Source organism: Arenimonas sp. (genome assembly GCF_035312645.1).
GTDB lineage: Bacteria > Pseudomonadota > Gammaproteobacteria > Xanthomonadales > Xanthomonadaceae > Arenimonas.
The window spans coordinates 25,865-41,149 of sequence record NZ_DATGBO010000086.1 but is presented as its reverse complement, the minus strand read 5'-3'; the positions used below and the strand labels follow the sequence as shown (position 1 = coordinate 41,149).

The window sequence follows — 15,285 nt, the reverse complement described above, 5'->3', positions numbered from 1 at the left end:
TGGCGGCGCCTGGCGCAGGATCTGCGTTCGCGCGCTTATCGCGAGGCGATGTCCACGCTCACGGGTCTGGACCTGCGGACGGTGCCGATGGAGGTGAATGTTTTCCACTACGGGCCCGGTGCCTGCCTCGGGCCGCATCCGGACCTGCCTGACAAGTTGGCCACGCATATTCTTTATTTCAATCCATCGTGGCGTCGCGACGACGGTGGCTGCCTGGGTATTCTGCGCTCCGCAGATCCCGCCAGCATCGTTGCCGAAATCGAGCCGGTCGTCGGCAATTCCGCGGTGCTGGTGCGCTCGGACGACTCCTGGCATGCGGTGTCGCGCGTGGTCGAGCGCAGCGCCTCGTCGCGCCGCAGCCTGACCGCCACCTTCTATCGCCCCGGCTCCGCGAGTTCGATGTGGCCGGATGGCGATACGACGCTGCTGCATGATTTCCGGGTACGCGGCTGATGTCCGTGCACAACCATGACGTGCGCCGTCCGAATTCCGGAGCGCCGGTCGTGAGCGATGTCGATTCGCCAGCGTCCGAACGCGAAGCCCTGATCGCCGCGCGTGACTTCGCCATCGCCGAGCGCGATATCGCGCTCGCGGAACTGGACCGGCTGCACAAGACCCGCTCATGGCGACTGACCAAGCCCTTGCGCTGGTTGGCGAATGTGTTTCGCCGCGGATTGTCCTGGGAAGATCGGCAGCGCTGGCGGGCGCTGCTGCGCCATCCTTGGCAACGCACGACGATCGCGGGCGCGGTCCCGGCCATCGCGCCGGTGGTGCAGCCGATATCGCGACCGATCGCGGCGCCCGTGGCCGAAGGGCGCCTGGACATCGTCTGCTTCGCCAATATCGATTGGGCGGCGCGCTTCCAGCGGCCGCAGCAATTGATGAGCCAGTTCGCACGGCATGGCTACCGCGTTTTCTATGTCGTGGCATCGCGGCAGCCGCCCGCCGGTCGCCCGTATCAGATGCACGAGGTTTACCCCGGCGTTTTCGAGGTCGCGCTGCAGGCGCGGGCGGCGGCGGATTTTTATCGGCAGGCGGCGAACCGCGAAAATGTGCTCGCCTACGTCGACGCGCTCGATGCCCTCGTCGCCGACCAGCGCATCAAGACTGCGGTGTCGGTGGTGCACCTGCCGTTTTGGACGCCCTTGGTCGAGGCTCTCAGAGACAGGCATGGTTGGCGCATCCAGTACGACTGCATGGACGACTGGGTCGACTTTCCGAATTTCGGTCCGGCGCTGTTGCGCACCGAAGAAGCACTGGTCGCCAGCGCCGATCTGGTGACAGTGACGGCCGCCGTCCTGCAACGCAAATGGTCGGCGCGCAGTGCCCGCTGCCTGTTGGTGAGGAATGCCGTGGACTTCGATTTCTTCGCGCGCCATGGCGTACCGAGCACGCTGCTCGCCGGCATCGCGCATCCGATCATCGGTTTTTACGGCGCGCTGGCGGAATGGGTCGATCTGCCCTTGATCGCCGCGATCGCGGCGCGTCGACCGGATTGGAATTTCGTGCTCGTCGGCGACATCTTCGTCAACGATCTCGCCGGACTCGATCGACTCGCCAACGTCCATTTGCTCGGCCGCAAGCCCTACGAAGAAATGCCGCTGTACCTCTATCACTTCGATGTCTGCCTGATTCCGTTCCGGCTCTACAACGTCACCCATGCCGTGGATCCGGTGAAGTTCTACGAATTCGTGAGCGCCGGCAAACCGGTGGTGTCGGTTCCGCTCGAAGAGATGCAGATCTATGCCGAGTACGTCGAGTTCGCGACCGGTGCCGACGAGTTCATCGCCAGGATCGCCGCAGCGCTCGCCGAGAACGACCTGACGGCCGTCGGCAAACGCGTGGCGCTTGCCCGCAGCAACGACTGGCAGGCGCGATTCGAAGTGACCCGCGACGCGCTGGTCGAACTGCACCCGAAGGTGTCGGTCATCGTCGTGACCTATAACAACGTCGAGCTGACCCGGGATTGCCTGGACAGCATTCTGCGCAACACCACGTACCCGAACTACGAAGTGATCATCGTCGACAACGCGTCCAGCGACGATACCCGTAATTATCTGCGCTATTTTTCCCGCGGCCACGACAATGTCAGGATCATCCTCAACGACGACAATCGCGGCTTCGCCGCCGCCAACAACCAGGGGCTGGCGATCGCCAGCGGCGATTATTTCGTGCTGCTCAACAACGACACGGTAGTGCCGAAAGGTTGGGTCGATCCCTTGTTGCGCCACCTCGCCGATCCATCGATTGGACTGGTCGGGCCGGTCACCAATTCGGTCGGCAATGAGGCCAGGGTTCCGGTGACCTACAAAGACATGGCGCAGATGGAAGTGTTCGCCGACCGGCGCATGGCCCGGCACCGCGGCAGGATTTTCGATATCCGGATGCTGGCGATGTTCTGCGTGGCGATGCGGCGCGAGGTGGTCGATCGCGTCGGTCTTCTGGATGAAGCGTTCGGCATCGGCATGTTCGAGGATGACGACTACAGCCGCCGCATCCAGGATCTCGGCCTGCGCACTGTCTGTGCCGAAGATGCCTTCGTCCATCATCATGGTCAGGCGTCTTTCAAGAAACTCGTCGCCAGCGGCGCCTATCAGGCGCTCTGGGATCGCAACCAGGCTTATTTCGAAAGCAAATGGGGCGATTGGACGCCGCATGTGCTGCGCGATGCGCACACGGATCATTGATCAGGCGAGGTGGGCGGTGCTCGACAAGATACTGAGGTGGCGGACCGGCAAGACGGAAGCGGCGTCGATGCCGACGACGGCTGAAGCGAAACAGGTCACGGCCGCGCACTGGTCGGAAAACATGGCCGGGTCGGATGCGTTTTCACCGCAGGTCTATTGGCTCGCCGTGCCGGCCGTGCAGGAACGCCATCGTCGCCGCGCTTGCGCAGATACCGGCTACGGCGGATGGGTGAAATACTGCCTCGCACAATTCCTGCGTGCCGATGCGCCGGTGGAACACATGTTGAGCATCGGCTGCGGCAGCGGCGCACTGGAGCGCGAGCTGTTCCAGCTCAACGCGTTCGAACACTGCGACGCCATCGACATCGCGCCAGCCGCGCTGGACGTGGCGAAAAGAGAGGCGGCGGCGTCGGGCGCAGGCAATATCCACTACCAGCTCATGGACGTGGAAGCGGTCGACCTGCCGCAAGGCCGCTACGATGCCATCTGGTTCAATGGCTCGCTGCATCACATCCGCGAGCTCGAGGCGGTCTGCGCACGGGTGCGCGCCGCGCTCAAGCCAGGCGGCTGGTTGTTTTTCAACGAATACGTAGGCGCCAGTTGTTTCGATTTCGAACCGGCGCAGCGCGAAGCCATCCGCCATGCGTTCGCATTGATACCGCCGCGGTTCCGATATTCGTTTGTGGCCGGCTCGGCGGGCACGATCCAGGACAACGTACCGCTGCCGGATCCGCTCGAAGTCAGGCGCGTTGATCCGTCGGAGGCGGTGCGTTCGTCGGAGATCATGAAAGTGGTCGGTGACTTCTTCGACATCGAAACCAGCAATCCCTGTGGCGGCACGCTGTTGCAATTCGTGCTGCACGGCATCGCCGGGAATTTCCGCCAGGATGATCCGGAATCGATGCGGGTGCTGCGCATGCTTTTCGATATCGAAGACGGCCTGATCGAATCGGGAAGCCTTGCCAGCGACTTCGTGGTGGTCGCCGCCAGAGCCGGAACATCGGCAGGAGTGCCGTCATGACGGCGAGGGTGCTCGTCGTCTTCGGCACACGACCGGAGGCCATCAAGATGGCGCCGGTGATTCTTGCCTTGCAAAAGGACGACCAGATCGACTGCCGCGTGGTCGCGACCGCGCAGCACCGGCAGATGCTCGATCAGGTATTGCATGCCTTCGCCATCCGGCCCGACGTGGATCTCGACATCATGCGCGACGGCCAGTCCCTGACCAGTCTGACGGCGCGATTGCTGCACGCGTTCGACGATGTGCTGGGCAAGGAGCGGCCGGATGCGGTGCTGGCGCAGGGCGACACCACCACGGTGATGGCGATTGCGCTGGCCTGTTTCTACCAGGGCATTCCTTTCGGCCACGTCGAAGCCGGCCTGCGCACGGGCGATCTGGGCAATCCTTTTCCTGAAGAACTCAATCGCGTGATCGCAGGCAAGCTGGCGAAATGGCATTTCGCACCAACGCCCGATGCCCGCGCGAACCTGCTGGCCGAAGGGATCGCCGATGCCGATATCTTCGTCACCGGCAATACCGGCATCGACGCGCTGACCAGCCTCCCGGAACGACATGGCGACCTGCCGTTCGCGCTGGCCGCCGACCAGCGCCTGCTGCTGGTGACGGCGCACCGACGCGAGAATTTCGGCGAACCGTTCGAACGCATCTGCCGTGCCGTGCTGTCCCTGGTCGATGCCAATGCCGACCTGCGGGTGGTTTTTCCGGTACATCCGAACCCGAACGTGAAGCACGTGGCGCACGCGCTGCTCGGTTCGCATCCGCGCATCTCGCTGTGCGAGCCCCTCGATTACGCGACCTTCGTCGCGACGATGAAACGCGCCTACCTGATCCTCAGCGATTCCGGCGGCGTGCAGGAAGAAGCGCCCGCGCTGGGCAAGCCCGTACTGGTGCTCCGTCGCGGGACCGAGCGGCCGGAGGTGATCCGCGAAGGTGTCGCGAAGCTGGTGGGAACCGATCACGATGCCATCGTCGCAGCCGCGCAGTCGTTGCTCGATGATCCCGCCGCGTATGCGCGGATGGCGCGCGGCGTTTCCCCATACGGCGATGGCCGCGCGGCGGCGCGGATCGTTGCCGTCCTGCGCGCGCATTTCCAGCGGGAAAAACGGTCTTTGGGTAGCGTGCTGCCCGGATAAAGCGTGGGCGGGGCGGCGCCCACCGCTCCGCCCCTTGCCCTATCATGGTGCAATGACCGACCCGGTGATCCCTGCCCTCGACCAACTCGCCACGCCCGTGGCTTGGCTGGACGCGGGCGGGCGGATGGCGGGCTGCAACGCGGCGTTTGCGAGCTGGTTGGGGGTCAGTGTCCGGCGCTTGCAGGGGCTGACGATCAACGAGCTCGATGTCGAGGTCGGCCGGCTTTCGGCGTTGCTGGAGCGGTTTCCCGATCACGGCAACGCAGTGCGCGTGCATCGTGCGCGATTGGCATTTCCGGGCGGCGCCGAACATTTCGCCGAGCTCTGGCTCGCGCGCGATGAGGCCGGCGGCGTTCGCATCGAGGCGCATCCGGCCGACGAATTTCCCGGCGAGGATCCGGCGACGGCGTTGCCCGCCGCTTTGTCGGCGGCGCTCAAAGGCCTCGCGCACGAAATCCGTAATCCGCTCGCCGGTCTCAAGGGCGCGGCGCAACTGCTGGCGCGGCGCGTGGAGGGCGAGGACGCGCTGGAATTGCTCGAACTGATCGGCGCCGAAGTCGATCGTCTCACCACGCTGGTCGATCGCCTGATGAATCCGGCGCCGCCGCAGGAATTTTCCATCATCAACATCCACGCCGTGCTCGAGCGCGTGCGCCAGCTCGCCGATGCCGAGGCGGGCTGGTCGGTGAAACTCGTGCGCGACTACGACCCCAGCCTGCCCGATATCGCCGGCGATGCCGATCGACTCGCGCAGTCGTTGTGGAATCTGGTGCGCAACGCGCTGCAATCCGGCGCCGGCACGGTGTCGCTGCGAACGCGCGCCGAGCATCACGTGCTGATCGGCGACGCACCGCATCGCCTCGCGGTGCGCGTGGAAATCGCCGATGACGGCCGCGGCGTGCCCGAGGATCTGGCCGAAAGAATTTTCCTGCCATTGGTTTCCGGCCGCGCCGAAGGCACCGGTCTGGGCCTGCCGCTGGCGCAGCAGGTAGCGCGCGAACACGGCGGATCGCTGAGCTATCGCTCGCGCCCGGGCCACACGGTGTTCACGCTGTTGTTGCCGGTGCCGCTGGAAGAGGAGGTCGAAGATGGCGAACGTTGAACGCGGCGGCGCAGCGCGGATCTGGGTGGTCGATGACGACCGCGCCGTACGCTTCGTGCTGACCGAAGCCCTGCGCGAGGCTGGCTATCGCGTGCAGTCGTTCGACGGCGCGCAGGCGGCGCTCGCTGCGCTCGCTGCCGGCGGCGCACCCGATCTCGTCTTCACCGATGTGCGCATGCCCGGCATCGACGGCCTCGCCTTTCTCGACACGCTAAAGACACGCGCGCCGGAATTGGCCGTGGTGGTGATGTCGGCGTACACCGATATCGCGAGCACAGCCGGTGCATTTCGCGGCGGCGCGCATGAATTTCTGTCCAAGCCTTTCGATCTCGACGAAGCCGTCGCGCTCGCGGCGCGCGCGCTGCCGCAGGAAGCAGCGGTCGCGGCGGTCGTGACGACGATCGAGGCCGGCGATGCACCGGAATTGATCGGCGACACCGCGACGATGCGCGAACTGTTCCGCGCCATCGGCCGGCTCGCGCAGGCGCCGCTGGGCGTGCTGGTCACCGGCGAAACCGGCACCGGCAAGGAGCTGGTCGCACGCGCGCTGCATCGCGAATCGCCGCGCGCGGGCAAACCCTTTATCGCGCTCAATACCGCCGCGATTCCCGCCGAGCTGCTCGAAAGCGAATTGTTCGGCCACGAGGCCGGTGCGTTCACCGGTGCGCACAAGCGCCAGGTTGGACGCTTCGAACAAGCCAACGGCGGCACGTTGTTCCTCGACGAGATCGGCGACATGCCAGCGGTGTTGCAGACGCGGCTGCTGCGTGTGTTGGCCGAGGGCGAGTTCTTCCGTGTCGGCGGCCGCGAATTGATCCGCGTCGACGTGCGCGTGATCGCCGCGACCCATCAACCATTGGAGGCGCTGGTCGAGGATGGTCGCTTTCGCGCCGACCTGCTGCATCGCCTCGACGTCGTGCGCCTGCGCGTGCCGCCGCTGCGCGAGCGCAAGGCCGACATCGCCGGGCTGGCGCAGCGCTTTCTCGCTGTCGCGGCGAACAAGCTGGCGACGCCGCCGAAACATTTCCACGCCGACGCGCTCAAGCGCCTGGAACAACACGACTGGCCGGGCAACGTGCGCGAGCTGGAAAATCTCTGCTGGCGTCTGACCGCGCTCGCCGCCGGCGACACCATCAGCCTGCGCGATCTGAAAACCGCGTTGCGCACGGAGGCCGGCAGCCGCAGCGCCGACTGGACGCAGTCGTTGACCGAAGCGGTGGCGGCGGCGCTGGCGCGCGGCGAGACCGGACTGCATGCTGGCCTGCGCGCGCGCTTCGACCAGGTGTTGCTGGAAGCCGCACTTGAGCACACCGGCGGCCACCGGCAGCAGGCCGCCGAGCGTCTGGGCCTGGGCCGCAATACACTGACGCGCAAGCTCGGCTCGGTGCGTACGCGGAAAACCTAGCAGCGACAGTTTTCTTTTGCCGAAAGCGGCGCCGATTTTCCGGCGCACCGATCCCTCCCGCATCGTTTCAAACAGCCACTGCCGGCATCGAGGAAGCCATGACCAACATCGTGATCCGTCCCGCCCGCGAAAACGACATTTCGCTGATGGCGCGCTGGGCCGAGGCCATGGCCTACGAGACCGAGCACAAGCGCCTCGATCTCGCCATGGTCACGCGCGGCATCGAGACCGGGCTCGCCGATCCGATGCGCGCACGCTATTTCATGGCCGAACAATCCGGCGAGCCGATCGGCACGCTGATGCTCACGCCCGAATGGAGCGATTGGCGCAATGCCTGGTGGTGGTGGATCCAGAGCGTCTACGTGCCCGAACAGCATCGTCGCAAGGGCGCCTATCGCGCGCTGCATTCGCATGTCGTGGAGTTGGCGAAAGCTGCGCCGGAGGTTTGCGGGCTGCGCCTGTACGTCGAGCGCGAAAACGTCAATGCGCAACGCACCTACGAATTCCTCGGCATGGCGGACCCGGGCTACCGCATGTACGAATTCGCGATTCACCGCAGCGAGCGTTGAAGCGGATGGCATTGACCGGCGACGCTGCTTCGAAGCAGGAAGCGAGAAGTTTTTTTGGCCTGCGCGCCGCCGATGTCTGGGCGCTGCTGGCACTGCTGGCTCTGGCGGCGTTGTCGGGATACCGCGCGCATCTGGTCAACGCGGCGTTCGGACAATACACCGCCTGCCCGCACTGCCTGGATACGACAGTCTGGGTCGACGACGCATGGTTGTTCGCCGTGCTGCCGGTATTGCTGGTGCTGTCGCAATGGCTGCGCAATCGTCCGTTGCGGAGACTGTTGGCGTTGACGGTGGCGATCGCGGTGATCGCCTACGGCGTCGACATCGTGGTGTTCCGCTTGCTAACGCAGCGTCTGCTGTGGATCGATGTCCTGCATTTTGCCGGCGATGGCGCTGCGATGTTTTCGGTGTTCCGGCCGCTGCTGACGCGCTGGCAGGGTTGGGTGCTGCTGCTGACAATCCTGATCGCGGCGTTCGCCGCGGCGGCAGCGATCATCAGTGCCGCAAACAGCCGCCGCCGCATGTTGTTCTGGAGTGTCATCGCCGCGCTCGCAGTCGCGGCAGGCTGGCTGTTTCCGCCGCTGCCCTACATCAACATGCAGGCCTACCAGAATCTTTGGCAGGTCAATCACGAGATCGATCCGGGTCGCGCCTACAGCACCGAATTCCATCGCCAGACGCTGGCGCAACCGCCGCCAGCGCTGCAATGCGAAACCGGTCGCGCGCAGAAAACATCAGTGGTTCTCGTCGTGGTCGAATCGCTGTCGGCTTATCACAGCAAACTGTTTTCCGGACTCAACGACGACACGCCGCAACTCGACCAGCTGGCACGCGGCGGCAGTTACTTCAGCCACTTCTACGCCAACGGCTATTCCACCGAAGGCGGATTGATTTCCCTGCTCACCGGCTATGTGCCGATCCCGACCGCGGGAAGTTTCGGGACGACCATGGCTTTCACGCAGACGCAGGGCGATTTTCATCGCTGGTTGCGCGGCCAGGGTTACCAGACCGCCTTCTTCACCAGCGGCCTGATCACGCTCGGCAATCGTGGCGGCTGGCTGCAAAAGCTCGGCATCGAACATGCCGAGGGCAGCGAGCAGCCGTTCTATGCCGGCATGCCGCAGGGGGCGTTTGATGCGCCCGAAGATGGCGCGCTGGTCGAACGTTTTTTGCAGTGGCATGCGCACGAACGCCGGCCGGGCCCGTTCATGGCGACGGTGTTGACGGTGGGCACGCATCCGCCTTTCCTGCTCGCCAACAGCGGCCGCATGGACGAAACGGCGAGCGTCCGCGAAGTGGACCGGCAACTCGCGCATCTGGCGAGCGTACTCGCGGCGCGCGGTTTTTTTCGCGACGGACTATTGCTGATTGTTGGCGACCATCGTGCGATGACGCCGATCCGTCCCGCCGAGCAGCGCGTGCTCGGCGCGTCGGCATCGGCGCACGTGGTCGCGCTCGCGCTGGGCAGGACCGGCCTGCCGCTGGGCGAATCGCCGCAACACCTGCAGCAGACCGACCTGATTCCGTCGCTGCGTTATTTGATCGGCGACCGCGCCTGCCGCAACGATTGGCAGGGACTTTTTTTCGGCGGACCGCCGCAGCCGGCGAAATATGTCGTGCATACCGACCCGATGCGGCGTAACGAGGTCTCGGTGCTCGCCGGCGATAGCGACTACCGCCTGCTGCTCGATGGCGACGCAACGCATTGGCGGCAGGCGCCGGCGGATTCCGCCGAGGCCGATCGCCTGCGCACGCAGGTCAATCGCGAGCGCATGTCGCGCATGGTCGAGTTCGGTTATCGGCCGTGAGTTTGTAGCGACAGAGTGCGCTCAGCCGCGTAACAGCGCGCGTGCGTCCGCGCCAGTCGGGCAGTAGTCGAAGGTGACGGGAATGCCGTGCGCTTCGAGCAGCGCGGCGATCTGCCGCTGGCGCATCTGGAAGCGATCGAAGGCGCGCGACAAACGCGCATCATCGTTGTCCAGCGTGGTGAAGCCGCCCTGCGCCCAGGCTTCGCAATCGAGCAGGGCGATATGCGCTTCACCGGCGGAGACGCGCAGCAGCGGTTCCGGCGGCGCGTCCAGCCAGTGTTCCTGGTCGGGCGCGAACAAGGCCGTTTCGATCAGCGGCCAAACCGCGCCGAGGCCGACATGGTCGTACTGCATCGCGATCATCGCGGCGAGATCGTTGACGCTCAGATAGCGAGCGTGTTCGATGCTGGCGGCGAAGGTGCTCTGCGCGAGCAGTGCGGTATCGGCACCGGCCATGCCGATATCGAGCAGCACTTCCTCGAGATGCGAGCCGGTCGACGATACCGCGCCGGCATCGCCGCGCAGCACGAACGGCAGCAGGCGCATCGGACCGTTGGCGAAGGCCGGATCGGGATTGAGGCCGACGGGCAAAGCGCCATTGCTCGCACCCAGCGCGATGACGCGCCCACCGTTGGCGCCGGGCGCGAGCGCAAGCAGGCGTTCGAGTTCGGCATGCACGGGATAGCGCGGACGCAGCAGTTCGACCGGATCGAACAGCGCCGCGGCGACGATCAGGTCGAGTGCGCTCGCCGAGGGGGTGAGCTTGGCCAGGTCGCGGGCGATCAACTGCGCCAGCGCGCCTGCAGCTTCCGTTTCCGAATGCGGCTGCGCGGCCATCGTGCCGGGCACCATTTCGATGGCGAGCGCGCCGAGGAAGGAAAGGGCGGTGTCGGGCATGGGCTCTAAAAGAAAGCGGTTATCATCCAATCATAGCCTTCCCGCCTCGCTGCGGCTCGTCAGCGACCTCATGGATTATCTCGACTACAAGTCTTTCTGGAACGAGCGCGCGGCTTCCCCGGCCGGTGCGATCGCGGCTGTCGACGGCAGCCAGAACGAAACCACGCTGCAGCTCACCGGCGCCTATTCGGCGCGACAGGTCGCTGCCGCCCTTGCGCTGCGAGCCGGCGATCGCGTGTTCGAACTCGGCTGTGGCGTTGGCCGCATCGGTCGCGAACTCGCTGGACATTTTTCGCACTGGCATGGCCTGGACATCGCCGAGAACATGCTCGCCGTCGCCCGCGATCGCCTCGCCGGCATCGATGGCGTGCAACTGGATGTGCTCACCGAATCGCGACTGACGCCGCTCGCCGACGCCAGCGTGGATAAGGGCTACTGCGTCGCGGTGTTCATCCACATGGACAAGGAAGATTTCCTACTCTATCTGCGCGATGTCGCGCGCGTGCTAGTGCCGGGCGGGCTGTTTTATTTCGATCACTGGAATTTCGCGCATCCGGTCGGCTGGCGTCGCTTCGATCTCGAAGTCGCGCAGGCGGCGATCACACCGGCGAACACGCGCAAGAACGTCGCGCGCAACCAGTTCTGCATTCCCGAGGAAGTCGCAACCTATGTGCGTCACGCCGGTCTCGAGATCGTGCATGCGCAGGCGGATTCGCCCTGGGTGCAGATGGTGGTGCGCAAGCCCGATGGCGATGCCGCTGCTGCCGAACGCGAAAGCGCGCGTTGCCGCGCGCAGGCCGCGACGATCGCCTACGAACCGAAGTGGACGGAATATTTCGACGGTCTGCTCGATGCCGAAATCGATCGCCAGCCGCCGCATGCGCTGCAGGCGAAACTGGCGGCAGCAGCGCAGACGGAATTGGTGACGCGCATGTATCGCGCCTACTTGCGTGGGCTTTGGGCCCTGCGCACCGAACAATGGGGCCCCGTGCCCGCCGAGCTCGACCTGGAGATCACCGCATGAGCACTGCCCGTCGTGTCGCCATCCTTGGCGGCGTCCGCATCCCCTTCGTCAAGAACAACACCGCGTATTTCGACGTCGGCAACCTCGGTCTGTCCACCGTCGCACTCGGCGCGCTGGTGGAAAAATTCGGTCTGCAGGGCGAAATCCTCGGCGAGGTCGCGATGGGTGCGGTGCTCAAGCACTCCTCCGATTTCAATCTCGCGCGCGAAGCAACGCTGTCCTCGGGCCTGTCGCCATTGACGCCGGGCGTCACCATCCAGCGCGCCTGCGGCACCAGTCTCGACACCGTGATCACGGTCGCCAACAAGATCGCCCTTGGCCAGATTGACGCCGGCATCGGCGGTGGTTCCGACACCACCTCGGACGTGCCGATCGCGGTCAACAAGAAACTGCGCCGGCGTCTGCTCAACGCCAACATGGCCAAGAGTTTCGGCGCGCGCGTCGGCGCTTTCCTCAAGGGCTTTTCTTTCTCCGAACTGAGACCGGAGTTTCCCGGCGTCGGCGAGCCGCGCACCGGGAAGTCGATGGGCGAGCACTGCGAGATGATGGCCAAGACCTGGCAGATTCCGCGCGAGGCACAGGACCAGCTCGCGTTCGAATCGCACAAGAAAGCCGCAGCGGCCTACGAGCGCGGGTTTTACGACGACCTCGTCGCGCCGTTCCGTGGTCTCAAGCGCGACAACATCCTGCGTGCCGATACCACCGTGGAAAAACTCGCGACGCTCAAGCCGGCCTTCGACAAGACCTCGGGCCAGGGCACGCTGACCGCGGGCAATTCGACGCCGCTCACCGATGGCGCGTCGGCGGTGCTGCTGGCTTCGGAAGATTGGGCGCAGGCGCATGGCAAGGAAGTGCTGGCGTATTTCGTCGACGCGCAGGTCGCGGCGGTGGATTTCGTCGGCGGCGAAGGCCTGCTGATGGCGCCGGCCTGGGCCGTGCCGCAGATGCTCAAGCGCAATGGACTCACGCTGCAGGATTTCGATTTCTACGAGATCCACGAAGCGTTCGCGGCGCAGGTGCTGTGCACGCTCAAGGCCTGGGAGTCGGCGGAATTCTGCAAGGACCGCCTCGGCCTCGACCAACCGCTGGGCACGATCGATCGCAGCAAGCTCAACGTGGTTGGTTCGTCGCTGGCGCTCGGTCATCCATTCGCCGCCACCGGCGCGCGCATCGTTGCGACGGCAGCGAAACTGCTCAAGGAAAAAGGCAGCGGCCGCGCGCTGATTTCGGTTTGCACCGCCGGCGGCATGGGCGTGACGGCGATCATCGAGCGCTGATTGCCGTGACGCAGGTGTAGGAGCCAGCTTGCTGGCGATTTGAACAATGTCGCCAGCAAGCTGGCTCCTACAACACCGATGATCAGCGCCGTGCTTGCGGCACGCCGAACTCGTTGCGTTCTTCGCCGACGGCTTCGGCAGCGATCTGTTCGCGCAGGCTGCGGCCGCCCAATCCGATCGCCGGTTCGCCGCGGCTTAGGCGCAGGGCGTTGGCGTAACTGGTTTGCGCAGCTTCGGGTTGATTCTGCGCGGTATGCAGATGGCCGAGCTCTTCCCATGCTGCCGCACCGCCGCCTTGGGCGATCGCGCGATGCAGGAAATCATCGGCCTTGCCCCAGAGTTGCTGTCGGCGATACAGGCGGGCAAGCGCGAGCGACAGCGCGGCATTGGTCGGTTGCTGCGCCAGCCAGCGTTCGGCATGCGCCAGGCGCTGATCGTCGCGCGCGGCGGGGAGCAAGGCCAACTGTTCGATCAGTCCGTCCTGCCATTGCCGATCCAGCGCATCGGTCAGCGTCGTCGCTGCTTCCGCTTCGAGACCCAACGCGCCGGCACGCTGCGCATAAGTCGTGACGAGTTCCGGCTGTTCCTGCAAACGCGCCGGCAACTGTTGCCAGCGGCGATGCAATTCATCGGCGTCGGGCGACTGCTGCAGGGCGGCGTTTTGCCAGCGTCGCTCCAGTGTCGCCAGGGCGTCGACGGAAAGATTCTGGCCGCTGCGCAAGCCGTCGAGCATCGCGACCGCTTCGATCGCGCGCTGGTCGTTGCACAGCGCCTCGCCACGCAGCAGCAGACCGCGTGGCGGCAGGCTGCGGTTGTCGAGAATTGGCTGCAGCACATCCAGTGCTTCGCCGGCTTTTCCCTGCGCGAGCAGAGCCTCGGCGGTGTTGAGCGTGGCGGCGGGCGCATCGAATTTCGCGAGTTCCGATTGTTGCGTGGCGGCGGCGAGCAGATCGCCGCGGCGCAGTGCCGCCTCGCGCGCGGCCAGACGCGCGACGCTGCGCGCGTCGGTATCTTCGGCGGCTTTCGCGAGCAGATTTTCCGCGCGCTGGTGACGGCCTTCATGCAGGGCGATCAAGCCGTTGATCAGGCGATTGCGCCCCTGGCGTTTGGCGTGGTCGCGCCAGGCGATGAAGGGCAGGCGCGCGAGTGTCCACAGCGCCCACAGCGAGAAGCTCAGCAAACCCCAGGCAAGCAGCGCGAATGCGACGGTAGTGCGCGCGGTGTAGCCATGCCAGCGGATCACCACTTCGCCGAGATCGGGCGTGAGAAATTCCCAAGCCAGTGCGCCCAGCGCGGCGAGCGCCAGCCACCACAACAAAGTGCGATAGAAACTCATGGCGCCGCGCTGTCCGCGTGCTGGCGACTGCGTTCGAGCGAGCGCAGTTGCTCCAGTGTGGTGCCGGCTACCGGCAATGTCGTGGACAGCGGCAGCAGCGCGAGCCGGCGCAGGCGCTCGCGGCGATCGCGCAGCAGCGCGCCGTCGGCATACAGGCGCCGCAGCCAGCTGTCCATGCGCTTGAGCGAAAGGCGGAACGCGGCCTGGTCGCGACGATCGAGCGCGGTGCGTGCCAGCGCGATTTCCAGCGAGAGCGCGGCTTCGCCGGCGCTGCGGTCGGCAGGCGAGAGCAGATCCTGTTCGCCGCTGGGGCGCACCTGCACCAGCGCATCGAGCAATCGCTGTAGACCTGAGCCGGACGGCGCAGTGCTGGCAACGACATGATTGGCCGGACCGGCGGCGGATATCTGCGGCAGCACGGCTTCGAGGGCATCGAGTTCGCCGGCGGCGATCGCCTGCGGATTTTTCGGCATTGCACGCAGCGCGCTCAATTCCTGCGCCAGCGTTTGCCGCAGATTGAGCATCGCCGGATCGCGCAGCGACGAAAGCACGCCGTCGGCGAGTTCGGTGGCGCGGATCGCGCCGGGCAGATCGTTGGCGAGCAGCAGGCGTTCCTGCGCCATCGTCAGCAGCAGTTCGGCTTCGTCCATGCGCAGCGAGGCGACGCCTTCGTTGCGTGTGCTCGACAACTCGCGGACGCTGTCTTCGATCAATGCCGAACGTTGCGTGACGCCGAGAACTTCATCGCGCAACAGGCCAGTGCGCGCGCTGGTATCGGTGAGGCGCTGGTTGATGGTTTCCTGCGCGTGGCGCATCGAAGTGACTGCCGCCTCGTTCTGCAGCAGGCGCGAATCGAGGGCTTCCGGACTGAGATCGACCGCATCGCTGGGTGTGGCCTTGTCGGCATCGGCGCCTGACCACGCACGCCAGGCGACGACAGCAGCGACCAGCAGGGCGATGGCCAGCAGCAACCAGAGAGTGCCGCGCATGCGGCGCGGTGCGGCGGCAACAGAGGATTCGGACAAG

At 65.5% G+C, this 15,285-nt stretch carries 13 protein-coding genes; 10 read left to right on the top strand and 3 right to left on the bottom strand.

Annotated features, from left to right (window positions below):
* From VKM35_RS08065 to VKM35_RS08030, 8 genes are all read left to right on the top strand, one after another.
* The coding region (locus VKM35_RS08065) for a 2OG-Fe(II) oxygenase (protein ID WP_324320199.1) at window positions 1-453 on the top strand (453 nt) is incomplete at its 5' end.
* A gap of 50 nt (window positions 454-503) precedes the next feature.
* Window positions 504-2,687, top strand: a complete 2,184-nt coding sequence (locus VKM35_RS08060; protein WP_324320197.1) for a glycosyltransferase — start codon at window positions 504-506, stop codon at window positions 2,685-2,687.
* Complete coding sequence (locus tag VKM35_RS08055; protein ID WP_324320205.1) at window positions 2,656-3,708, top strand: class I SAM-dependent methyltransferase; 1,053 nt, start codon at window positions 2,656-2,658, stop codon at window positions 3,706-3,708. The genes VKM35_RS08060 and VKM35_RS08055 overlap by 32 nt, the downstream gene beginning before the upstream one ends.
* Window positions 3,705-4,841 (top strand): non-hydrolyzing UDP-N-acetylglucosamine 2-epimerase, encoded by a 1,137-nt coding sequence (gene wecB, locus VKM35_RS08050; RefSeq protein ID WP_324320195.1) that lies wholly within the window; start codon window positions 3,705-3,707, stop codon window positions 4,839-4,841. Before VKM35_RS08055 ends, wecB begins: the two co-directional genes overlap by 4 nt.
* Before the next feature lie 52 nt (window positions 4,842-4,893).
* Window positions 4,894-5,943: a two-component system sensor histidine kinase NtrB gene (locus VKM35_RS08045; protein WP_324320194.1), complete on the top strand. Its 1,050-nt coding sequence runs from the start codon at window positions 4,894-4,896 to the stop codon at window positions 5,941-5,943.
* Entirely contained in the window at window positions 5,930-7,348 is a 1,419-nt protein-coding gene (gene ntrC / locus VKM35_RS08040) for a nitrogen regulation protein NR(I) (RefSeq protein ID WP_324320192.1), read from the top strand. The genes VKM35_RS08045 and ntrC overlap by 14 nt, the downstream gene beginning before the upstream one ends.
* A gap of 98 nt (window positions 7,349-7,446) precedes the next feature.
* Window positions 7,447-7,917, top strand: a complete 471-nt coding sequence (locus tag VKM35_RS08035; RefSeq protein WP_324320190.1) for a GNAT family N-acetyltransferase — start codon at window positions 7,447-7,449, stop codon at window positions 7,915-7,917.
* Between the two features lie 5 nt (window positions 7,918-7,922).
* The gene (locus VKM35_RS08030) at window positions 7,923-9,725 is read left to right on the top strand and encodes a sulfatase-like hydrolase/transferase (protein ID WP_324320188.1); all 1,803 of its coding nucleotides are present in this window, start codon (window positions 7,923-7,925) and stop codon (window positions 9,723-9,725) included.
* A gap of 21 nt (window positions 9,726-9,746) precedes the next feature.
* Here VKM35_RS08030 and VKM35_RS08025 read toward each other — a convergent pair whose 3' ends face one another.
* A complete protein-coding gene (locus tag VKM35_RS08025) occupies window positions 9,747-10,622 on the bottom strand; it encodes a hypothetical protein (protein ID WP_324320187.1) in 876 nt (291 codons plus the stop codon).
* A gap of 70 nt (window positions 10,623-10,692) precedes the next feature.
* Between VKM35_RS08025 and VKM35_RS08020 the strand changes: the two genes are divergently transcribed.
* A complete protein-coding gene (locus tag VKM35_RS08020; RefSeq protein WP_324320185.1) occupies window positions 10,693-11,646 on the top strand; it encodes a class I SAM-dependent methyltransferase in 954 nt (317 codons plus the stop codon).
* The gene (locus tag VKM35_RS08015) at window positions 11,643-12,923 is read left to right on the top strand and encodes an acetyl-CoA C-acetyltransferase (protein ID WP_324320183.1); all 1,281 of its coding nucleotides are present in this window, start codon (window positions 11,643-11,645) and stop codon (window positions 12,921-12,923) included. The genes VKM35_RS08020 and VKM35_RS08015 overlap by 4 nt, the downstream gene beginning before the upstream one ends.
* An 82-nt stretch (window positions 12,924-13,005) precedes the next feature.
* On the opposite strand, the gene VKM35_RS08010 is transcribed toward VKM35_RS08015, so the two are convergent.
* Both VKM35_RS08010 and VKM35_RS08005 read right to left on the bottom strand, forming a co-directional pair.
* Window positions 13,006-14,259, bottom strand: coding sequence for a heme biosynthesis HemY N-terminal domain-containing protein (locus VKM35_RS08010; RefSeq protein WP_324320181.1), 1,254 nt, complete (start codon window positions 14,257-14,259; stop codon window positions 13,006-13,008).
* Window positions 14,256-15,284, bottom strand: coding sequence for a uroporphyrinogen-III C-methyltransferase (locus tag VKM35_RS08005; RefSeq protein WP_324320179.1), 1,029 nt, complete (start codon window positions 15,282-15,284; stop codon window positions 14,256-14,258). Before VKM35_RS08005 ends, VKM35_RS08010 begins: the two co-directional genes overlap by 4 nt.
* Window position 15,285: the final 1 nt, after the last annotated feature.

Coding starts and splice junctions, on each gene's coding strand:
- ntrC (WP_324320192.1), top strand. CDS start 5,930: ATGGCGAACGTTGAACGCGGCGGCGCAGCGCGGATCTGGGTGGTCGAT.
- VKM35_RS08015 (WP_324320183.1), top strand. CDS start 11,643: ATGAGCACTGCCCGTCGTGTCGCCATCCTTGGCGGCGTCCGCATCCCC.
- wecB (WP_324320195.1), top strand. CDS start 3,705: ATGACGGCGAGGGTGCTCGTCGTCTTCGGCACACGACCGGAGGCCATC.
- VKM35_RS08045 (WP_324320194.1), top strand. CDS start 4,894: ATGACCGACCCGGTGATCCCTGCCCTCGACCAACTCGCCACGCCCGTG.
- VKM35_RS08025 (WP_324320187.1), bottom strand. CDS start 10,622: ATGCCCGACACCGCCCTTTCCTTCCTCGGCGCGCTCGCCATCGAAATG.
- VKM35_RS08020 (WP_324320185.1), top strand. CDS start 10,693: ATGGATTATCTCGACTACAAGTCTTTCTGGAACGAGCGCGCGGCTTCC.
- VKM35_RS08030 (WP_324320188.1), top strand. CDS start 7,923: ATGGCATTGACCGGCGACGCTGCTTCGAAGCAGGAAGCGAGAAGTTTT.
- VKM35_RS08055 (WP_324320205.1), top strand. CDS start 2,656: ATGTGCTGCGCGATGCGCACACGGATCATTGATCAGGCGAGGTGGGCG.
- VKM35_RS08035 (WP_324320190.1), top strand. CDS start 7,447: ATGACCAACATCGTGATCCGTCCCGCCCGCGAAAACGACATTTCGCTG.
- VKM35_RS08010 (WP_324320181.1), bottom strand. CDS start 14,259: ATGAGTTTCTATCGCACTTTGTTGTGGTGGCTGGCGCTCGCCGCGCTG.